Genomic DNA, 19,525 nt, shown 5'->3' with positions numbered 1-19,525 from the left:
TGGCGGCAATTTTAGACAAGCGCCCAAATTTTGCCACAATCCGCTTGTAGTAAGTTGTCAGGCGGGGGCCAATTCGTGTGGAGTAATTCGGATGGCCGACCCGAATCTTGTAGATTTTTACAGTAACGTTGCGCGCTTTGAAAAAATGCGCGCCAAAGGCTATGGCTTTGATGCCGCTGGCACTTTGGGACGCTCGCATTTCAACCCGACCGCCCGCAAACGCCGCAGCTATCTGTTCCCGATCGTGATGGTGCTTTGCGCAGGCTTTGGCCTGAAAGGCATGATCTATCAGTCGGTTGGTGCGAAATCCTATGATCAGCGTGTGCAGGCCTTGCAAGTGGGCGAAGGCTTTGACCGACTGGGCGGCTGGCTGATGCAGGCTGATCCGGTGACGGTTTATGTCGCAGGCAAGATCACCGAGGGTTTGAAGCTTTTCAAATAAGCCGGGCGATACGGATAAAAGCGGGCAAGGCCACGGCGGCTTTGCCTGTTTTTGTTTGCGCGCAGATCAATATCTGCGGGTCTGTTAAAACCATGATTCCACAAACGCAAAGGGTCGATGCCTGATGGCACCGACCCTTTTTACATCCGATAAGATCAGAGCCAGTTAACGGCCGATCAATTCCACATCACCACGGCACAGACCGATATCATCAAGCTCACGGTCAGACAGTTTGCCCAGAGCGCGACGCGTCACGCGTGCATCATTCCAGGCAGCGAAGCTGTTCGCGAACGTCGAAACGAACTGAACAGAGCGGAAAATCGAGATGGCGCCAAACGGCGCCGCGCGGGACGACTCATAGGCGGCCATAGCGGTAATCCTTTTCTAAACTTGCATCTCCGGTAAGCCCCTTGCTTCCGGTGAGGCCTATCTAGCTATGCTGCATGTGCGAAGCAATGGTTGCGCAAGCAAGTCTGCATTGCGCCTATTGCATAGCCTTTCGCCACAATTTCGCCGTTATTTTATAGGCGGTTTGGAAACAACGTGTTTTCTGGTCGTGTTTCGCTTGCGACATGTCGTTTTGCTGCATCTGCATAATCCCCGGTTGTGGGGGCGGCAAGCCATAAATCACACTTGGCGGATGTTCTCTTTTCGTGCTAATTCAGGAAAAAGCAGAAAATCTGTGCAGAACAACAGAAAAAAGGGGCGCGGATGCGGGTTTTGGGAATCGATCCCGGTTTGCGCAACCTCGGTTGGGGGGTGATTGATGTGGCAGGCTCGAAACTGTCGCATGTCGCGAATGGCATTTGCCATTCAGCCCCCGGTGAGGGTGACGGCGATCTGGCGCAACGATTGTTCTCATTGCACAGCCAGTTGACCGAGGTGTTGCGGCAATACGCGCCCGATGCGGCGGCGGTCGAGCATACCTTTGTCAACAAGGACGCGGTGGCGACGCTGAAGCTGGGGCAGGCGCGTGGCATTGCGCTGCTGGTGCCGGCGCAATTTGGCCTGACGGTGGGCGAATATGCGCCGAATGCAGTGAAGAAAACCGTGGTCGGCGTGGGCCATGCCGACAAGGGGCAGGTTGATCATATGGTGAAGGTGCAACTGCCCGGGGTGAAGATTGCGGGGCCGGATGCGGCGGATGCGCTGGCGATTGCGATCTGCCACGCGCATCATCTGCAATCGGCGGGGCGGTTGCAGGCAGCGGTGAAAAGGGCTGTGGGATGATCGGAAAGCTTTCGGGGCGGCTGGATTGGCGCGGGTCTGATCAGGTGCTGATCGACGTGCGCGGCGTGGGCTATATTGTGCATGTGAACGAGCGGACGCTGGCGGGCCTGCCCTCGGTCGGTGAGGCGGTGTCGCTTTATACCGAACTGCTGGTGCGCGAGGATTTGCTGCAACTGTTTGGTTTCCCAACGATGTTGGATAAAGAGTGGCACAAGCTGCTGACCACAGTGCAGGGTGTAGGGGCCAAGGCCGCGATGGCGATCATGGGCACGTTGGGGGCCGAAGGTGTGGCGCGGGCGCTGACCTTGGGCGATCAGCGCGCGATACAGGCGGCGCCGGGTGTGGGGCCGAAGCTGGCGCAAAGGGTCATTCTGGAACTGAAATCCAAGGCGCCCAGCATCATGGCGATGGGGGCGAACCTCGCCGTGGCGGCGGAAGCCGACGATTCCGTGCTGGAACCCGTGGCCCCGATGGCCCCGCGCAAGACAGCGGCCCCCTCGGCTGCGCAGAACCGGGCGGGGTTTACGGCGGATGCCTTGTCGGCGCTGGTCAATCTTGGCTATGGGCATGGCGAGGCGGCGCAGGCGATCAGCACGGTTGCCGTCGATCAGCCAGAGGCTGACACCGCCGCGCTGATCCGGGCTGCGTTGAAATTGCTTGCTCCGAAGGCGCGCTGATGAAATCTGACCCCGATCTGCGCCCCGAAGCCCTGCCCGAAGACCTTGACCGCGCCCTGCGCCCGCAGGTGCTGGAGGAATTCGTTGGCCAGCAAGAGGCTCGCGCCAATCTGCGGGTGTTCATCGAAAGCGCCAAGATCCGCGGCGAGTCGATGGATCATACGCTGTTTCACGGGCCGCCGGGGTTGGGGAAGACCACGCTGGCGCAGATCATGGCGCGCGAGTTGGGGGTGGGGTTTCGGATGACCTCGGGCCCGGTGCTGGCGAAACCGGGTGATCTGGCGGCAATCCTGACCAATCTGGAACCGCGCGATGTGCTGTTCATTGACGAGATTCATCGGCTTTCCCCGGTGGTCGAGGAGGTTCTCTATCCGGCGATGGAGGATTTCGCGCTGGATCTGGTGATCGGCGAAGGCCCTGCAGCGCGGACGGTGCGGATTGATTTGCAGCCGTTTACGCTGGTGGGGGCGACGACTCGGTTGGGTCTGTTGACCACGCCGTTGCGGGATCGGTTTGGGATTCCGACGCGGTTGCAGTTTTATACCGAGGATGAGCTGGATCTGATCGTCACCCGCGGCGCGCGGCTGCTGGGGATTGCGTCTGACCCCGACGGCACGCGGGAAATCGCGAAACGGGCGCGGGGCACGCCTCGGATCGCCGGGCGGCTTTTGCGCCGGGTGGTGGATTTCGTCACGGTCGAGGGCGATGGGCGGCTGACGCGGGCGATTGCGGATCGGGCGCTGACGCGGTTGGGGGTGGATGAGATTGGCCTTGATGGCGCGGACCGGCGGTATCTGATGCTGTTGGCCGAGCATTATGGCGGCGGGCCGGTCGGGGTGGAGACGATTGCTGCGGCTTTGTCGGAGGCCAGGGATGCGGTGGAGGAGGTGATCGAGCCTTACCTGCTGCAACAGGGGTTGTTGCAACGGACCCCGCGTGGGCGGATGCTGGCGGCGCGGGCTTGGCGGCATCTGGGGCTGGATGCGCCGAGGCCGCCGGGGCAGCAGGATCTGTTTGAGAGTTAGGTGTGGTCAGGCCTTGATGCGGCGGGCCTGCGGCTGTGGCGGAGCCTCCGGCGGGAGTATTTGGGCCAATGTGAAATGGGCAGGGGTTGGCTTTGTGGTCATCCTCTCTGCTTAAATATCCCCGCCGGAGGCGCAGGTTTCCGGCAGATCAGCGGTGCAGGATTGAGCCTTGTCGCAAGCCGCGCTATCCGGTGTCTGCAAGACGGAGGCCGCTATGACACCCGAACACGTCCAGACATTCTTCACCCGTAGCGACGGCAGTTATCTGTGCGCGCGTTGGGGGCGACCGATCGTGCCAGTGGTGTTTGGGGTTGAGGATGCGACCTTGCGGGTCGTCAAGGGTGCGATCGAGGCGATGGTGACGCTGGCTGGGCATAAGATGGCCGAGACTGATCCCGAGCTTGGCGCAAATTTGATGGTGTTCTTCTTTCGGGAATGGGCGGAGTTGCCGCAGGTGCCGAACCTGGAGCGGCTGCTGCCGGATTTGGCCCCGCTGTGCGCGCGGCTGGAGCAGGCAGAGGCCAATCAGTATCGGTTTTTTCGCTTTGACCCGGATGGCGCGATCAAGGCGGCGTTTGTGTTTTTGCGGATGGACGACCATTTGGCCGCCATTGCTGCCGAGGATCTGGCGCTGGCGCAGGCGGCGCAGGTGATTTGCCTGTGGTCGGACCGGGCTTTTGCCGAGGTCTCGCCGCTCGCGCGCGTCGAGGATCGGGTGATTTTGCGGCCTGATGTGGCCGGGATCATCCGTGCGGTTTATGCCCCGCACATGCCGGTGGTGGCGCGCGATGCCTCGCATGCTTTGCGCATCGCGGCCCGGCTGTGAAAGAAGCCGATCTTTACCCCGCCCTCAAAGCCTATCTGGAGGCGCAGGGCTATGTGGTGAAGGGCGAAGTGGGGGCCTGCGATATTCTGGCGCGGCGCGGCGATGAACCTGCGGTGGTGGTCGAGATGAAGTTGTCGTTTTCGCTGGCTTTGGTGATGCAGGGCATCGCGCGGCAGGGGCTGTTTGACGATGTGTATCTGGCGGTTCCGGTGACGGAAAAGGGCTGGAAGCTGCGCTACAAGGATATTGTGGCGTTGTGCCGGCGGCTGGGGCTGGGCCTCTTGGCGGTGAGGGGCGATCAGGTGGAGGCGCATCTTGATCCGGGGCCGTATGTTCCGCGCAAGAACAGCGCGCGGGCGGGGCGGCTTTTGCGAGAGTTTGAGCGCCGGGTGGGCGATCCGAACCGGGGCGGCACCACTGGGATCAAACGGGTGACGGCGTATCGTCAGGACGCGTTGCGCTGTTTGGCGGTGCTTTCGGCGGGTGAGATGAAGGCGGCGGCGGTGGCCAAGACCGCTGGCGTGGCACGGGCGGGGGATTTGCTGCGGGCGGATCACTATGGCTGGTTTGAGCGCGTCTCGGTCGGGGTTTACGCTGTCACACCGCAGGGGCGGGCGGCGATGCTCAGCGAGGCTGCCGAGATTGCGCGATTGGGAGGGGCGGATGCACAGGTTTGATTTGCGGGTGTATTATGAAGACACCGATCTTGCCGGCATCGTCTATTACGCCAATTACCTAAAGTTCATTGAACGCGGGCGCAGCGAATGGGTGCGGGATTTGGGCGTGGATCAGGTGGCCCTGAAGGCGGTGCAGGGATTGGTATTTGCCGTGCGCCGGGTTGAGGCGGATTATCTGCGGCCTGCGAAGTTTGACGATGCGTTGACGGTGGTGACGGAATGTCTGGCGATCACCGGGGCGCGGATCGAACTGCGCCAGCAGGTTTTGCGGGCGGGTGAGGCATTGTTCGTGGCTTTGGTTACATTGGTTTGTCTGGGCGGCTCTGGCCAGCCTGCGCGGATTCCGGCGGATATACGGGCCAAGCTTTTGCAGGCATTGCCTTAATTTGCCGCAACACCGCAGCATTTGCGTTCACGCGGCCTGAAATATGGGGCGGTTTGTTGCCGCAATCGCGCCATTGTGTTGGCAATAGGGTTCAATTCTTGTTAAGATTGGGGCAATAGGCGGCCAAAGAGCCGTGATAACAAGAGCAGGCGTTATGAACACTGAAGCCGTCGGTATGGCGCAAGAGATTGATTTCTCTATGCTGGCCCTATTTTTCCGCGCAACCCTCACGGTGAAACTCGTGATGATGTGCTTGATCGTGATGTCGTTCTGGTCATGGTCGATCATCATCCGCAAACACATCCTGTTTCGCCAGTCGCGCGGTGAGGCGACGATTTTTGACCGCGAGTTCTGGTCGGGGGAGCCTTTGGACGGGCTGTTCGAGAAGATTGGCGGCGATCCGCAGGGGCCTTCCGAGAAGATTTTTGCCGCCGGGATGCTGGAATGGCGGCGTAGCCATCGGCAGGATGGCGGCTTGATCGCGGGCGCGCAGGCGCGGATTGACCGGGCGATGGATGTGGCGATTGCGCGTGAGTCTGAGGCTCTGAACAAGGGATTGTCGTTTTTGGCGACGGTGGGGGCGACCGCTCCGTTTATCGGGCTGTTCGGCACGGTTTACGGGATTATGCACGCGTTTACCGAGATTGCGGCGTCGAAAAACACTGATCTGGCGACGGTGGCGCCCGGCATTGCCGAGGCTTTGATGGCGACGGGGATCGGTCTGGTTGCGGCTATTCCAGCGGTTATCTTCTACAACAAGCTGAATTCTGACAGCGAGCATATCATCAGCGGCTATGAGGCCTTTGCTGACGAGTTCGCGACGATCCTGTCGCGCCAGTTGGACGCGTAAGATGGGCGCGGGGGTTGTCAAGAAATCCGGTGGCGGCGGGCGCAGGCGCAGGCGGGGTTCGTCGGCGGCGATGGCCGATATCAACATCACGCCGTTTGTGGATGTGATGCTGGTGCTGCTGATCATCTTCATGGTGACAGCGCCGATGCTGACCGTGGGCGTGCCGCTGGAACTGCCGAAGACGGCGGCGGCCAGCCTGCCGACCGAGCAGGAGGAGCCACTGACGGTGTCGCTGACGGCGGATGGTCTGGTGATGATCCAGACCTCGGCTGTTGATGAGGCGCAGTTGATCCCCAAGCTGCAAGCCATTGCCTCGCAACGCAAATCTGACAAGATCTTCCTGCGCGCCGATGGCACGCTGCCCTATACGCGCGTGGCGGAGGTGATGGGTGCGCTGTCGGCGGGCGGGTTCAGCAACATCGGGCTAGTGACTGATGCAGGCGGGCCGAAGATGGACGGCAACTGACGCGCGATGGACAAAAGCCAGATCCTTTCCGGCGTGGGCCATGCGGCTGTGATCACCTGGGTCGTCCTGGGCGATTGGCTGTTTGCGCCGCGTGAACTGCCGCCGCCGGATTCCGTGCAGGTGTCGATGGTGTCGGAATCCGATCTGAAAGCCATGCAGGACGCGGCGGCGAAATCGGAAAAGCCGCCCGCGGAGGTGCCCGAGGTGAAGCCCGCCACGCGCCCCAAGCCGCAAGTGGAAGCGCCGCCACCGGTAGAGCCCGAGGCCGCAGCGCCTGCCGAAACTGCGCCTGCGCAGCCCAGCCCGGATATTCCTGTGGCGGATAATCCGCAGCCGAATGAGGCTCCGCCTGCCGTGGCCCCGATCGCCGAGGAAGAACAGCCGATCCCGGTGCCGACGATTGACAAAAAGCCCAAACCCCGGCCCGCCAAGCGCATCACCGACACGCCGGTCGAGCAGACGGTGGACACGCCAGTTGAGGCCGATACGCCCTCGCCCGAGGTGACGGACCAGCCGACCGATCAGCCGCCGGTGGAAGAAAACAAACCCGCCGCCGCCCCGCAGGAATCGGCCGCGCAGACCGCCCCTGATGCCGTGGTGGAAGACGCGCCGGAACTCGCGCCAACTTCTAGCCGTCGCCCGCAGACGCGGCCCGATAAGCCTGTCGTCGAGACGCCTACGGAAGACCCGCAGGTGGCGATTGACGAGCAAGCGGCGAAGGATGCAAAGGCCAAGGCTGACGCACAGGCCAAAGCCGATGCGAAAGCCGCCAAAGAGGCCAAGGCGAAAGCCGATGCGCAGGCCAAGGCCGATGCCGAAGCCGCCGACAAGGCAGCGCTTGAGGCCGCACTCGCCGATGCCGCGACCGACGCCCCGGCGCAGGATGGTGGCCAGACCGATATTCCCGAAGGCCCGCCGATGACGGCAGGCGAGAAGGAAGGCCTGCGGGTGGCGATCAACCAATGCTGGAACATCGGCACGCTTTCGACGGCGGCGCAGCGCATCAAGCTGACGCTGCGGGTCGAGATGAAGGAAGACGGCACGCCCGACAGCAACGGCATCACCATGACCACCTTCTCGGGCGGTGACGATGCCGCAGCGGCGCAAGCGTTCGAAGCCGCCCGCCGCGCCGTGATCCGCGGCGTCAAGGGCTGTGGCGGCAAGGCGGGCTACGATCTGGACCCCGCCAAATATAGCGAGTGGAACGTGATGAACCTGAACTTCGACGCCAGCGGTATGAGGCTGAGATGAGTTTCATATCTTTCCCCTGCAAAACCCGCCCTAAAACCATACATTCCGAAGGCCAGAGCAGGCCAACGTATTCGCCACAAAAATCGCCCTTGAAAAACGAGGACAATATGCGCCCATTCAAATCTCTGACCGCTGCCCTGCTGATCGGGCTTTTCAGCCTGACCACAGCGGCGCAGGCCGAAATCACCATCGACATCAACTCTCCGGTGATCGAGCCGATGCCTTTCGCGGTGCCGGATTTCATCGACGAAGGCGGCGCTGGTGATTATGCCCGCGATATTTCGCGCGTGGTGGCGGCGGATCTGGCGGGGACGGGGTTGTTCATCGAGACGCCGAAAGACGCCTATATCAGCAATGTCACCTCTTTTGACGCGCCGATTTCCTACCCGGATTGGCAGGCGATCAACACCCAGGCCCTGATCACTGGGGCGGTGCAGGCGGGGGGCGACCGGATTGTGGTTAAGTTCCGCCTGTTTGACGTGGCATCGGGGCAGCCGCTCGGCGAAGGGCTGCAATTCGCAGGCACCCCGGCTAGCTGGCGGCGGATGGCGCATAAGGTGGCGGATGCGGTCTACAGCCGGATCACCGGCGAGGGGCCGTATTTCGACAGCCGCGTGGTCTATGTCGCCGAAAGTGGCCCGAAAAACCAACGCCAGAAGCGTTTGGGCGTGATGGATTACGACGGTGCGAATGTGAAATATCTGACCGACAGCAGCAGCATCGTGCTGGCGCCGCGGTTCTCTCCCACCGGCGACCGGATTTTGTTCACCTCTTACGCATCGGGTTTCCCGGCGATCTATGTGATGAACGTCGGCAATCTGAAAACCCGCAATCTGGGCGAAGTGCCCGGCACGATGACCTTCGCGCCGCGCTTCAGTCCCGACGGCAACACCGTGGTGTTCAGTCTGGAAAAGGGCGGCAATTCGGACATTTACTCGATGGACATCAATTCGGGTGCGATGACGCAATTGACCAATTCGCCGTCGATTGAAACCTCGCCCAGCTTTAGCCCAGATGGCAGCAAGATCGTGTTTGAGTCCGACCGCTCGGGCACGCAGCAGATTTACATCATGGGCGCAGGCGGCGGCGAAGGCGTGCGGATTTCCGCAGGCAAGGGGCGCTATTCCACCCCGGTGTGGAGCCCGCGCGGCGATATGATCGCCTTTACCAAGCAGAACGAGGGCCGCTTCCATATTGGCGCGATGCTGACCGATGGCACCGAGGAACGCCTGCTGACCGCGTCGTTCTTGGATGAAGGCCCGACCTGGGCCCCGAATGGCCGGGTGATCATGTTCACCCGCGAAGGCGCGGGCGCGGGCGGTCAGGCGGGGCTGATGTCGGTTGATGTGTCAGGGCGCAACCTGAAGGCGGTTCCGACCGACGGCCCGGCGTCTGACCCGAACTGGTCGCCGATGCTGCCGTAATAGGCTGCCACAAATCTTGTAGCGCCGCCGATTCCCATGGCGGCGCAAAGCTGATATAACGGGCGCAATCGAGCCCATAAGAAAAGGATAATCCTGATGACCCTGCTTCCCAAAGCCCTTCTGATCGTCGCCGCCCTTGGTCTGGCCGCCTGTAACAACCCCGACCGCTACAAGAATGGCAACGGTGCCAATGGCGCGAACAATGGTGCGGGCGTTGGCGGCATCAACACTGGCGGTCTGGGTGATCCGTCTGATCCGCGCTCGATCGCCTATTTCAACCAATCGGTTGGCGACCGCGTGTTGTTCCCGGTGGACCAATCGACGCTGACGCCGGAAGCACGCGGCATTCTGGCAGGGCAGGCGGCTTGGCTTGCGACCAACGCCGATTACGCGATCATCATCGAAGGCCATGCCGATGAGCAGGGCACGCGCGAATACAACCTTGCCCTTGGCGCGCGTCGTGCGGCTTCGGTGCAGGATTTCCTGATCAGCCAAGGCGTGAAACCTAGCCGGATGCGCACGATTTCCTACGGCAAGGAACGCCCGATTGAAGTGTGCTCGGATGAGGCGTGCTATTCGAAAAACCGTCGCGCTGTGACGGTGCTGTCGATGGGCGCAGGCGCGTAAGCCTGACCCAAGATTTACGGGGGCTGCTGGCGCGGCCCCCATTTTCGAAAGACGGAGACTGATCAGATGCGTTGGCTGCTGCTGAGTGCCGCTTTGCTTGCCTCTCCTGCCTTTGCGCAGGACAAGGCGCAAACCCTTGCCGATCTTCAGGCCGAACTGGCCAAGTTGTCGGCAGACTTCAATGGCTTGAAGGCCGAGTTGGTTCAGTCAGGTGCGGCTTCCACTGGGGTTGCGGGCGGCGATGCCTTGCAGCGGATGGATGCAATCGAGGCGGCGCTGACCCGGATCACCGCCAAGACCGAGGAAATCGAGCTGAAGGTCAACCGGGTGGTCAGCGATGGCACCAACCGGATTGGTGATATCGAATTCCGGCTGTGCGAGGCGACCGAGGGGTGTGACCCGTCGAATATCCCCGAAACCCCGGTTCTGGGCGGCGGTGATACGGCCGCGGCAGCACCTGCGGCGACGGCCCCGGCTGCTTCGGATACGACCACGGCTCCGGCGGCGGATGCACCGGAATTGGCAATGGGTGAGAAGAACGATTTCGACCGGGCTAAGGGGGTGCTCGGTCAAGGTGACTTTCGCGCCGCCGCGGACCTCTTTGCGACCTTTACGCAATCCTATCCTGGCAGCCCGCTGAGTGAGGAAGCCAATTTCAACCGCGGCGAGGCTTTGGCCAAGCTGGGCGATACTGCCAATTCGGCGCGGGCCTATCTTGAGGCGTTTTCGGGTAAACCCGACGGGCCTTTTGCGGCTGAGTCGTTGCTGAAACTGGGGCAGGCTTTGGGCACTTTGGGGCAAACCCCGGATGCCTGCGTGACCTTGGCCGAGGTTGGCAACCGCTTTCCCGGCACCATTCACGCCACCAATGCGCAGGTCTCGATGCAGGGGCTGGGGTGTCAGTAGACGCGCCTCTGCTGGAGATTGCCGCGCGATATTGTGCCGAGGGTTCTGCCCTCGGCATCATGGTTTCTGGCGGCGGCGATTCGATGGCACTGCTTGATCTGTTGCACCGGGCGGCGGTGGGGCAGCGGCTGGAGGTTCTGACGATTGACCACGGCTTGCGCGCGGCCGCGCGGGCCGAGGCAGAGATGGTTGCCGCCTATTGTGGCGCGCGGGGGATTGCGCATCAGATTAGCCGTTGGACGCGCGGCGAGGCTGCGGGCAATTTGATGGATGCGGCGCGGCAGGCGCGCTACCTGATTGCGGCGGATTGGGCGCAGGCGCGCGGGCTGTCGCGCGTGGCGGTGGGGCATACCGCCGATGATCAGGCCGAGACGTTTCTGATTGGGCTGGCGCGGCAGGCGGGCATTGATGGGCTGTCAGGGATGCGGCGGCACTGGATGCAGGGTGGTGTCCGCTTTGACCGACCCTTGTTAGGCGTAACGCGGGCCGATCTGCGCAGCTATCTGCGCCGCAATGGTGTGGTTTGGGCCGATGATCCGACCAATGACGACACGCATTACACCCGTGTCAAGGCACGCAAGGCCTTGGCGCAGCTTGGATCTTTGGGCATCACGGCGCAGGGTCTGGCTGCGGTCAGCGATCATCTGGAAACCGCGCGGCAGGCTTTACTGGGGCAGCTTGGCACGGCGGTGCAGAGTGTCACGGAAACCGCAGCGGGCAGTCTGATGATCCCGCGGGCTGGGTTTGAGGTTTTGCCAGCCGAAATCAAGCGTCGCCTGTTGATCGCTGCGCTGCGCTGGATCTCTGGGGCCAACTATCCGCCGCGCGAGGCGGCACTGGCGAACCTTATGCAGGTGATGGGGCGTGGCGGCGATACGACGCTGGGTGGTGTGCGATTTCGCAGCACCGCCAGCACCATCACGGTGCAGCGTGAGGCGCGGGCGCAGCGTGGCCAGATTTGTGCAACCTATCAGACTTGGGATGGCCGCTGGCAGCTTTCCGGCCCCCACGCGCCCGATCTGACCATCCGCGCATTGGGGGCCGATGGCTTGCGGCAGATCAAGGATTGGCGCGACACGGGCTTGCCGCGCGAGGCCCTGCTGGTGACGCCCGCGATCTGGCAAGGACAGACGCTTATTGCCGCACCCTGTGCTGGATTTTCCAATGGTTGGTGCGCAAATTGCAGCGCCAGCTTCGCTTCCTTTGTCTTATCGCATTGAACCCGGCAGACTTATCTCTATCTTAAGGACAATCGCCAAATATGGCCCCAAACGGGCCTCCCGGCCAATCAAACGGAGAAGTTCGTGGGTAACGCACGAAACATTGCATTCTGGGTCGTCCTCTTTCTGCTGATCCTTGCGCTTTTTCAGATGTTTAACAGCGGTGCTGGCACCTCGGCTTCGTCCAATGTGCCGTATTCTGAATTCATTCAGCGGGTTGACGCCGGTGATGTGGCCTCGGCCAAGCTCGACGGTGAAAGCGTGATCGTGAAGGGCAAGGATGGCTCGACCTATGCCACCATCGCGCCGAATGATCCGATGCTGACCGATCGTTTGCTGGCCAAGGGCGTTGTGGTTGAGGCAAAAAGCCAACAGCAATCCGGCATCCTGTCGCTGATGTCGGTCTGGCTGCCGTTCATCGTGCTGATCGGCGTGTGGATTTTCTTCATGAACCGCATGCAAGGCGGCGGGAAGGGCGGCGCGATGGGCTTTGGCAAATCGCGCGCCAAGCTGTTGACCGAAAAGCAGGGCCGGGTGACGTTTGACGACGTGGCTGGCATTGATGAGGCCAAGGAAGAACTGGAAGAGATCGTTGAATTCCTGCGCAATCCGCAGAAATTCTCGCGCCTTGGCGGCAAGATTCCGAAAGGTGCTTTGCTGGTTGGCCCTCCGGGCACCGGTAAAACATTGCTGGCGCGCGCGATTGCCGGTGAGGCAGGGGTGCCGTTCTTCACCATCTCGGGCTCGGATTTCGTTGAGATGTTCGTTGGCGTTGGCGCAAGCCGCGTGCGCGACATGTTTGAGCAGGCCAAGAAAAACGCCCCCTGCATCGTGTTCATCGACGAGATTGACGCGGTTGGTCGGGCGCGTGGCGTCGGCATGGGCGGCGGCAATGATGAGCGCGAGCAGACCTTGAACCAGCTTCTGGTCGAGATGGACGGTTTTGACGCCAACGAGGGTGTGATTATCGTCGCCGCCACCAACCGTCGCGATGTGCTGGACCCGGCGCTGCTGCGCCCCGGCCGGTTTGACCGCCAGATCCACGTCACCAACCCCGATATTCGCGGGCGTGAGAAAATCCTGTCGGTGCATGCGCGCAAGGTGCCGTCTGGCCCCGATGTTGACCTGCGGGTGATCGCGCGCGGCACGCCGGGGTTTTCGGGTGCTGATCTGGCAAACCTTGTCAACGAGGCGGCCTTGCTGGCGGCCCGCGTTGGGCGGCGGTTTGTGACGATGACCGATTTTGAGAACGCCAAAGACAAAGTGATGATGGGGCCGGAACGCCGCTCGATGGTGATGTCCGACGAAGACAAGGAAATGACCGCCTATCACGAGGCGGGCCATGCGATTGTCGGCATGAAGCTGCCGAAATGCGATCCGGTCTACAAGGCCACGATCATGCCGCGCGGCGGGGCCTTGGGCATGGTGATGAGCCTGCCGGAAATGGACCGTCACAGCTGGCACAAGGACCAGATGAAGGATCGTATCGCCATGGGCATGGCGGGCAAAGCGGCCGAGATCAAGAAATGGGGCGAAGACCGCGTGTCCTCGGGTGCCAGCGGCGACATTCAGAACGTCTCGCAAGTGGCACGCGCCATGGTGATGCGTTGGGGGATGTCTGACCAGATCGGCAACATCGACTATTCCGAGGCGCATCAGGGCTATGAGGGCAACACCGGTGGCTTCAGCGTGTCGGCGGCGACCAAAACCCTGATCGAAGCCGAGGTGAAGAAGATCATCGACGAGGGCTTTGAGCGCGCGATGAAGGTGTTGACCGACTATGAGGACGAGTTCGAGCGTCTCGCCAAGGGTTTGCTGGAATACGAAACCCTGACGGGTGAGGAAATCCGCAAGGTGCTGGCCGGTGAAGCGCCCGATACGCCCGACGATGGCATGGGCGATGGGCCAAGCGGTGGCTCGGGTGTGATCGCGATCCCGAAAACCCGGGCGCGCAAGCCGAAAGCGGCACCGCCCGCCGCGCCGGAGCCCTCTGCGTGAGCGCAAGCTCAAATGATTGGAACCCCGAAACCTACGCAAGGTTTCGGGCGTTTTTCTGCCCTCAACCTACTAAACCTTTGAAATAAAGCGATATAGCCCAAGTTTTCACCTTAGATAACGGCCTATATTCCCCGAGTATCCCCTGTTTGCTGCTCATTTTGCTGCACATTTATCATCACAGCACACCCTTGCAGCCATAGGGCGACTTCGCGCATGATGCCAAAATGAAGTTTATTCGCCGCGAATCCACCCTGCACATCCGAAAGCGCGTGCCCCGCAGGTATGTGTCTGTGGAGGAACGCGAGTATGTTTGGATTTCCCTGCATACCGACAGCGAACAGGTGGCGATGCGTAAAGCGCCCGCAATCTGGGATCACATGATCGAGGCATGGGAGGCAAAGCTCGCTGGTGCCGATGCTGATGCAGATGCGCAGCTGGCCGCAGCCAAGAACCTTGCCGCGATGCGCGGGTATCGCTACCTGCAAGCCGCAGAAGTTGCCAAGCTGCCACTGGACGAGGTGTTGGCGCGCGTTGAAGGCGTGGTGACGCCCAGCGGGAAGATCGACCGGCAGGAGGCGGATGCGCTGCTTGGCGGTGCCGTTTCTCCCAAGCTCACGGTGACGAAGGCGCTGGATGATTTCTGGGGTATTTCCAGGGATAGGATCGCTGGCAAAAGCCCTGAACAAATCCGCCGTTGGGAAAATCCGCGCAAGAAGGCCATCGCGAGCTTCGTCAAAGCAGTCGGAAACTTGGAATTGGCCGAGATCACCACCGCAGACATGATGACCTTCCGCAACTGGCTGGCCGGGCTTGTTGTCGAGGGCAAGGTGAACGAGGGAAGCGCCAACAAAGACCTGATGTTTCTGGTGGGCACCCTGAAGGATGTCGCCTTTGCCAATGACATCCCGATCAAATTCAATACCGATCGGTTGATGTTCAAGCCGGGGAAGCCCGTCACTCGGCCGCCATTCTCGCGCGCATGGATAACTGAAAAACTGCTGGCCCCCGGTGCGTTGGACGGCCTCAATGCCGAGGCCCGCTGCATTTTGCTCGGCATGATCAACACCGGATACCGACCAAGCGAAGGGGCGAGCCTTGGTGCAGCCCAGATCAGGCTGGATGCCAACATCCCGCACATCAAGATCGAGCCAGTTGGACGGAAGCTGAAAACCGATAGTTCGGAACGGATCATCCCGCTGGTGGGCGTCAGCTTGGAAGCCTTCCGGCAGTTCCCCAACGGCTTCCCCAGATATGCGGATCGCGGCGTCCTGTCCGACACGATCAACGACTATCTGCGCGAGAACAATCTGCTCGAAACTGACAAGCACACACTCTATGGGCTGCGCCACAGCTTCGAAGATCGGATGCTGGCGGCCGGAGTTGATGAACGAATCCGCATGGATTTGCTTGGCCACCAGATCAAGCGAGAGCGGTACGGGGCCGGGGCCAATCTGGAGCACTTGCAACGTGTTGTGCAGGAAATCGCATTGTGAGTTCACAATTGTTTGGCTTTTGCATTTCAAAGCATTTCCGCGTTTAGTGATTTACTAAGGCTCATAACCTGAAGGCCGCAGGTTCAAATCCTGCCCCCGCAACCAAAAAGACTATACAAATCAAGACGTTACAGGCAGCCCTCCGGGCGGCTTCTTGCTTTGCCGCAACCCAGGTCAACAATAGGTCAACAAAATCGACCAAGTTGCGACAAACGGTTCCGGGACGAGAGGTTCGGGCTCATTCCGGCTCGCGTTCGGCTGAACTTTCGTAGTAGACGCGTCCACAGTTGGTGCAACGAAAGCGCGCGCTACCTTCACAGGTAGGGCCGCCTGACTGACGGCCGAAGGGGCAAAGGGAAAAAACAGGCGACAAACGATGGCTGCCCGGCTACAATTTTGCAAGTCAGTCGTGGCTTGCCTCAGATCGATCTTCTAGGAATGTGATGGCCCATAGTGATCTCTTGGTTTCCCTAGTGCGTGCGGCAGCGGCCGGCGATCGGGAAACCTTGCGCTCAACAACTGAAGCCTTGGCTGCGGACGAGCGTTCGAAGAAACACCACATCTTGGCGGACCGGCTTCAAAGGGCACTAGCGGCTGTTCCAGTGACGCCGCCGCCGCTTACCTCCCCCAACAATACTGCTACAGGGTCCGGCAGAGACGCAATAATTGAAGTCGAACCGCGCGTTCGCCTTGATGATCTCGTATTGCCGCTGCCGGTTCGTGAAAATGCTAGGCAGCTGGTTGAGGAGCATGTTCGAACTGATGTTCTACGGGCCCATGGGTTTGAGCCCCGGCATCGTGTGCTGCTCTCTGGCCCGCCTGGAAATGGCAAAACATCGTTTGCAGAGGGCATCGCTGAGGCTCTCGCATTGCCGCTTTTGGTTGTTCGCTATGATGCTCTGATCGGAAGCTACCTGGGGGAAACGAACACTCGGCTCCGCAAGCTTTTTGATTTCGTCCGGACACAACCCTGCGTGTTGTTTTTTGACGAGTTCGATGCCATCGGCAAAGAGCGCGGTGATACTCACGAGACCGGCGAAATCAAGCGAGTGGTTTCGTTTCTCTTGATGCAACTGGACCAATTGCCCAGCTACGTCATCGTCATCGCCGCCAGCAACCATGCTGAACTGCTTGATCGCGCCGTATGGCGTCGCTTCCAGTTTCGGCTCGCCTTTCCTGCGCCCGATCGCAAGCACGTCGAGGTATTTCTTGACAGGGTTATTTCTAACTGGCCGGATCAGCCCCGTATTGGGGTGTCAAAGATCGCCGAGAAGCTTGGGCAAGTGAGTTATGCTGAAGCGCTAGATTTTTGTCAGAACGTGCGTCGTCGACAGATTTTGGGTCTGGGAGAGTTGGGTATTGATGAAGTGGTTAAGTCTGAGATCGATCTTTGGTCGTCTCGAGTCAGGCCTGAGGCACTGAATGCCGAGCGATCCGAACAAGCCACTGCTGCGGTTGATGCCCCAAGCCGAGGTGGCAAGACCCCTCGGAAGACAGCAGATCGTACCGAAACCTGATGGATTTCCGCAGGCGCGTCAAACAGGGCAGTTCTCTCCAAAATTCAATAGGCTGGCTGAGGTTCTAAATCGAGACCCGACAGGGCTCGAGTTGACGGCAGACCCTGCCGCTCTTGCACCGGAGCGGCTTCTAGTTTTTGAAGTTCGTGGCTCGATTGGAAATTTTGCCAAAGCCATTCGGAACGTGCCTGGCCTCGAACTGATTGACGAGGAGGAATTGGCGGCGGATGGCGAAGATAAGGCTCCGGTCGCGTATCTGATGGTCCCAGATATGAGAGCGCTGCGTGATCTGGAATCCCTTTGGCGCCGATGGCTTCGCGGTGAATTAGTGCGTGGAGAAACACCGTGGCGAGATGTGTTCTCCCTGTTGCGCGATCTTCGGTCCTGGGGGCCACGCGATCGCGTGCAAGCAATGGACTCGGAAGTCCTAAGCGAAATCATCGCAGGGCTTGCAGACGATGACCCTGTCCGGCTGGAAATTGAAATAGTATTTCGTTCCAATGGCGACGTAGCCAAAGCGCGCGAAGCTGATCTGCGAGCCGCCGTTCAGGCGCAAGGCGGACGTACAATTTCCACCTCAAGGATTATCGATATCGCCTATCACGCAGTTCTGGTTGATTTGCCCGTGCGATCGGTGCGTTCGATCATCGATCGCGCTGCTGACGGGATAGCAGCTCTAGAGCCCGTGATGCATATTCGGCCGCAAAGCATTGCAAGCTCGATTGAGCTTGGGGATACGGCAGAATCCGATGTGCAGCCTGTTGCTCCCGCGTTGGGTGATCCCGTACTCGCTTTGCTAGATGGTGTGCCTGTTGCCGCACATCGGCTCTTTGGCGACCATTTGGTTGTGGATGACCAATTTGGTTTGGAGCCCGATGCACTGGTTTCTGAGCGGGTGCATGGCACAGCGATGGCTTCCCTTATTGTTCATGGCGACAGAAATCGGCGTGAACCACCTCTACCCCGTAGAATCCATGTTGTCCCTGTTTTGGGGCAGCAAGACAGATTTCCGGCGGACCTCCTAATTGTTGACGTGATCTATCGTGCGATTTTTGCAATGCGCGATGGCCAACAGCCGACCGCTCCAGGAGTAGTGATTGTCAACATTTCCTTGGGGAATCCGCGGCGGCGGTTTTCGGGCCAACTTTCCGCATGGGCTCGACTACTTGATCGCCTAGCCTATCGATACGGAATCCTATTCGTCGTAAGTGCAGGGAATTGCGTCGAACATTTTGGAATTCAAGCCTTCGCCGGACGGATTCAACTGGAGGACGCAACCGCTGATGTCCGGGCTACGGAAACGGTTAGAGCCTTGGGTGCAATCTTAGCTGATCGGCGCCTGTTCTCTCCGGCTGAAACCGTCAACGGCCTGACGATCGGTGCCTGCAACACGGACGCCGTAACCGCCGCCGATCGAGTGGGTGCGCGAGTAAACGTCGATCCCTATTCTGGTCAGCTGATGGTGAATCCTTCGAGCGCCCTCGGCCCCGGTTTCGCACAGTCAGTCAAACCTGACCTATTGATGCCGGGCGCACGAGAACACCTTCGCTTCGTGAATAACCATGTCCATGTCGTGGTCTCTCCGGTCGGTCCTTCCCGTTCGGCTGGTCTGCTTGTTGCAGCGCCACCGTCCGGTGGAATGGAAAATAGAACTGGATACACGAACGGCACAAGCGCAGCTGCCGCTCTAGCATCCCGAACGGCCCATCAGATCCATGACGCGCTCGAATTGGAGTATGGCGAACTGTTCCGAATGCTGCCGCACCTTCAACGTGCAGTTCTGCTGAAGGCGCTGCTGGCGCACCCGGCTAAGTGGCCTGATGCGGCTGCATCCTTGATCCGCACAACGATTGGTCCAGCAGATGGCCGACAACATGTGCGACAAAAGGATAACATCCGTCGGTTTCTTGGATTTGGCATTGTTGACGCCTCAGACGCAGTTGCGTGTGCCGGAGACAGGGCGACATTCTGGGCAACTGGCTTGCTTCACGCTGACAAAATAGCCAACGTGGCTGTGCCCATTCCAATTGCTATGGCGGGGCTGGCGAGACCACACGCACTTGCGGCGACCTTGGCTTGGTTTACGCCGACGTCACCTGGTCGGAAAAGCTACAGATCCGTTAGGCTAAAACTGATCGAGCCAAATGATGTTGCTGCACTGCGGGTCAAGGCAAGCGGAAACCAGCCAGACCAGAACCAAACCAATCGGGGCACGCTGTTCTCGAGGATATGGACCGGTGACAAGGCGCCGGTAGTTGGTGCTGATATGAATATCGTGTTGTCAGTGCAGCGTGATCCTGATCAGGGAACGCCCATCGACGAACCGGTTCCATTTGGGCTGGCCGTTACCCTGTCCATGCCTGGGGTGATCGAAATCTATGACCAAGTGCGCCAACGGCTAGCGATCGCTCAGCGCGCACGCGCTTGATTTGTTTCAAGACTTTGTTAGTGGAGAACCCATTGTCTTCATTTGGGTGGAAGCTACCAGCACTGCATCCACCCAAATAGATA

At 60.2% G+C, this 19,525-nt stretch carries 19 protein-coding genes; 18 read left to right on the top strand and 1 reads right to left on the bottom strand.

Annotation, left to right across the window (positions count from 1 at the left end):
* Positions 1-145 precede the first annotated feature (145 nt).
* Positions 146-442, top strand: a complete 297-nt coding sequence (locus ACFOGH_RS15775; protein ID WP_380074124.1) for a hypothetical protein — start codon at positions 146-148, stop codon at positions 440-442.
* 165 nt (positions 443-607) lie between these two features.
* Here ACFOGH_RS15775 and ACFOGH_RS15770 read toward each other — a convergent pair whose 3' ends face one another.
* Positions 608-811 (bottom strand): DUF1127 domain-containing protein, encoded by a 204-nt coding sequence (locus ACFOGH_RS15770; protein WP_284323863.1) that lies wholly within the window; start codon positions 809-811, stop codon positions 608-610.
* Positions 812-1,153: 342 nt separating this feature from the next.
* Between ACFOGH_RS15770 and ruvC the strand changes: the two genes are divergently transcribed.
* The 17 genes from ruvC (at position 1,154) to ACFOGH_RS15685 (ending at position 19,442) form a co-directional block, all read left to right on the top strand.
* The gene (gene ruvC, locus ACFOGH_RS15765; protein ID WP_380074123.1) at positions 1,154-1,672 is read left to right on the top strand and encodes a crossover junction endodeoxyribonuclease RuvC; all 519 of its coding nucleotides are present in this window, start codon (positions 1,154-1,156) and stop codon (positions 1,670-1,672) included.
* The gene (gene ruvA, locus ACFOGH_RS15760) at positions 1,669-2,349 is read left to right on the top strand and encodes a Holliday junction branch migration protein RuvA (protein WP_380074122.1); all 681 of its coding nucleotides are present in this window, start codon (positions 1,669-1,671) and stop codon (positions 2,347-2,349) included. Before ruvC ends, ruvA begins: the two co-directional genes overlap by 4 nt.
* A complete protein-coding gene (gene ruvB / locus ACFOGH_RS15755) occupies positions 2,349-3,374 on the top strand; it encodes a Holliday junction branch migration DNA helicase RuvB (protein WP_380074121.1) in 1,026 nt (341 codons plus the stop codon). Before ruvA ends, ruvB begins: the two co-directional genes overlap by 1 nt.
* Before the next feature lie 214 nt (positions 3,375-3,588).
* Complete coding sequence (locus tag ACFOGH_RS15750) at positions 3,589-4,200, top strand: hypothetical protein (protein WP_380074120.1); 612 nt, start codon at positions 3,589-3,591, stop codon at positions 4,198-4,200.
* A complete protein-coding gene (locus tag ACFOGH_RS15745; RefSeq protein WP_380074119.1) occupies positions 4,197-4,877 on the top strand; it encodes a DUF2161 family putative PD-(D/E)XK-type phosphodiesterase in 681 nt (226 codons plus the stop codon). Before ACFOGH_RS15750 ends, ACFOGH_RS15745 begins: the two co-directional genes overlap by 4 nt.
* Complete coding sequence (ybgC, locus tag ACFOGH_RS15740; protein WP_380074118.1) at positions 4,864-5,262, top strand: tol-pal system-associated acyl-CoA thioesterase; 399 nt, start codon at positions 4,864-4,866, stop codon at positions 5,260-5,262. Before ACFOGH_RS15745 ends, ybgC begins: the two co-directional genes overlap by 14 nt.
* A gap of 154 nt (positions 5,263-5,416) precedes the next feature.
* Complete coding sequence (tolQ, locus tag ACFOGH_RS15735; protein ID WP_380074117.1) at positions 5,417-6,112, top strand: protein TolQ; 696 nt, start codon at positions 5,417-5,419, stop codon at positions 6,110-6,112.
* Between the two features lies 1 nt (position 6,113).
* Positions 6,114-6,578 (top strand): protein TolR, encoded by a 465-nt coding sequence (gene tolR / locus ACFOGH_RS15730; protein WP_380074116.1) that lies wholly within the window; start codon positions 6,114-6,116, stop codon positions 6,576-6,578.
* 6 nt (positions 6,579-6,584) lie between these two features.
* The gene (locus ACFOGH_RS15725) at positions 6,585-7,829 is read left to right on the top strand and encodes a hypothetical protein (protein WP_380074115.1); all 1,245 of its coding nucleotides are present in this window, start codon (positions 6,585-6,587) and stop codon (positions 7,827-7,829) included.
* Positions 7,830-7,936: 107 nt separating this feature from the next.
* Positions 7,937-9,253 carry a Tol-Pal system beta propeller repeat protein TolB gene (tolB, locus tag ACFOGH_RS15720; protein WP_380074114.1) on the top strand — a complete coding sequence of 439 codons (1,317 nt, stop codon included), beginning with the start codon at positions 7,937-7,939 and terminating at the stop codon, positions 9,251-9,253.
* Positions 9,254-9,349: 96 nt separating this feature from the next.
* Positions 9,350-9,880, top strand: coding sequence for a peptidoglycan-associated lipoprotein Pal (gene pal, locus ACFOGH_RS15715; RefSeq protein ID WP_380074113.1), 531 nt, complete (start codon positions 9,350-9,352; stop codon positions 9,878-9,880).
* Positions 9,881-9,946: 66 nt separating this feature from the next.
* Positions 9,947-10,786: a tol-pal system protein YbgF gene (gene ybgF / locus ACFOGH_RS15710; RefSeq protein ID WP_380074112.1), complete on the top strand. Its 840-nt coding sequence runs from the start codon at positions 9,947-9,949 to the stop codon at positions 10,784-10,786.
* Positions 10,777-12,006, top strand: coding sequence for a tRNA lysidine(34) synthetase TilS (tilS, locus tag ACFOGH_RS15705; RefSeq protein ID WP_380074111.1), 1,230 nt, complete (start codon positions 10,777-10,779; stop codon positions 12,004-12,006). Before ybgF ends, tilS begins: the two co-directional genes overlap by 10 nt.
* 84 nt (positions 12,007-12,090) lie before the next feature.
* Positions 12,091-14,004: an ATP-dependent zinc metalloprotease FtsH gene (gene ftsH, locus ACFOGH_RS15700; RefSeq protein ID WP_380074110.1), complete on the top strand. Its 1,914-nt coding sequence runs from the start codon at positions 12,091-12,093 to the stop codon at positions 14,002-14,004.
* 224 nt (positions 14,005-14,228) lie between these two features.
* Complete coding sequence (locus tag ACFOGH_RS15695; protein ID WP_380074109.1) at positions 14,229-15,497, top strand: tyrosine-type recombinase/integrase; 1,269 nt, start codon at positions 14,229-14,231, stop codon at positions 15,495-15,497.
* Positions 15,498-15,940: 443 nt separating this feature from the next.
* Positions 15,941-17,014 carry an AAA family ATPase gene (locus tag ACFOGH_RS15690; RefSeq protein ID WP_380074108.1) on the top strand — a complete coding sequence of 358 codons (1,074 nt, stop codon included), beginning with the start codon at positions 15,941-15,943 and terminating at the stop codon, positions 17,012-17,014.
* Positions 16,956-19,442, top strand: coding sequence for a S8 family serine peptidase (locus tag ACFOGH_RS15685; protein ID WP_380074107.1), 2,487 nt, complete (start codon positions 16,956-16,958; stop codon positions 19,440-19,442). Before ACFOGH_RS15690 ends, ACFOGH_RS15685 begins: the two co-directional genes overlap by 59 nt.
* Positions 19,443-19,525 lie beyond the last annotated feature (83 nt).

Origin of the sequence: Cypionkella sinensis (genome assembly GCF_042646385.1) — a bacterium.
GTDB lineage: Bacteria > Pseudomonadota > Alphaproteobacteria > Rhodobacterales > Rhodobacteraceae > Cypionkella > Cypionkella sinensis.
Note: the sequence above shows the minus strand (reverse complement) of the source record. Positions and strands in the feature narration are given on the sequence as shown.

Bases quoted from the DNA above. Each gene is read 5' to 3' on its own strand.
- ACFOGH_RS15775 (WP_380074124.1), top strand. From the start codon at position 146: ATGCGCGCCAAAGGCTATGGCTTTGATGCCGCTGGCACTTTGGGACGC.
- ACFOGH_RS15770 (WP_284323863.1), bottom strand. From the start codon at position 811: ATGGCCGCCTATGAGTCGTCCCGCGCGGCGCCGTTTGGCGCCATCTCG.
- ruvC (WP_380074123.1), top strand. From the start codon at position 1,154: ATGCGGGTTTTGGGAATCGATCCCGGTTTGCGCAACCTCGGTTGGGGG.
- ruvA (WP_380074122.1), top strand. From the start codon at position 1,669: ATGATCGGAAAGCTTTCGGGGCGGCTGGATTGGCGCGGGTCTGATCAG.
- ruvB (WP_380074121.1), top strand. From the start codon at position 2,349: ATGAAATCTGACCCCGATCTGCGCCCCGAAGCCCTGCCCGAAGACCTT.
- ACFOGH_RS15750 (WP_380074120.1), top strand. From the start codon at position 3,589: ATGACACCCGAACACGTCCAGACATTCTTCACCCGTAGCGACGGCAGT.
- ybgC (WP_380074118.1), top strand. From the start codon at position 4,864: ATGCACAGGTTTGATTTGCGGGTGTATTATGAAGACACCGATCTTGCC.
- tolQ (WP_380074117.1), top strand. From the start codon at position 5,417: ATGAACACTGAAGCCGTCGGTATGGCGCAAGAGATTGATTTCTCTATG.
- tolR (WP_380074116.1), top strand. From the start codon at position 6,114: ATGGGCGCGGGGGTTGTCAAGAAATCCGGTGGCGGCGGGCGCAGGCGC.
- ACFOGH_RS15725 (WP_380074115.1), top strand. From the start codon at position 6,585: ATGGACAAAAGCCAGATCCTTTCCGGCGTGGGCCATGCGGCTGTGATC.
- tolB (WP_380074114.1), top strand. From the start codon at position 7,937: ATGCGCCCATTCAAATCTCTGACCGCTGCCCTGCTGATCGGGCTTTTC.
- pal (WP_380074113.1), top strand. From the start codon at position 9,350: ATGACCCTGCTTCCCAAAGCCCTTCTGATCGTCGCCGCCCTTGGTCTG.
- ybgF (WP_380074112.1), top strand. From the start codon at position 9,947: ATGCGTTGGCTGCTGCTGAGTGCCGCTTTGCTTGCCTCTCCTGCCTTT.
- ACFOGH_RS15695 (WP_380074109.1), top strand. From the start codon at position 14,229: ATGAAGTTTATTCGCCGCGAATCCACCCTGCACATCCGAAAGCGCGTG.
- ACFOGH_RS15690 (WP_380074108.1), top strand. From the start codon at position 15,941: ATGGCCCATAGTGATCTCTTGGTTTCCCTAGTGCGTGCGGCAGCGGCC.
- ACFOGH_RS15685 (WP_380074107.1), top strand. From the start codon at position 16,956: ATGCCCCAAGCCGAGGTGGCAAGACCCCTCGGAAGACAGCAGATCGTA.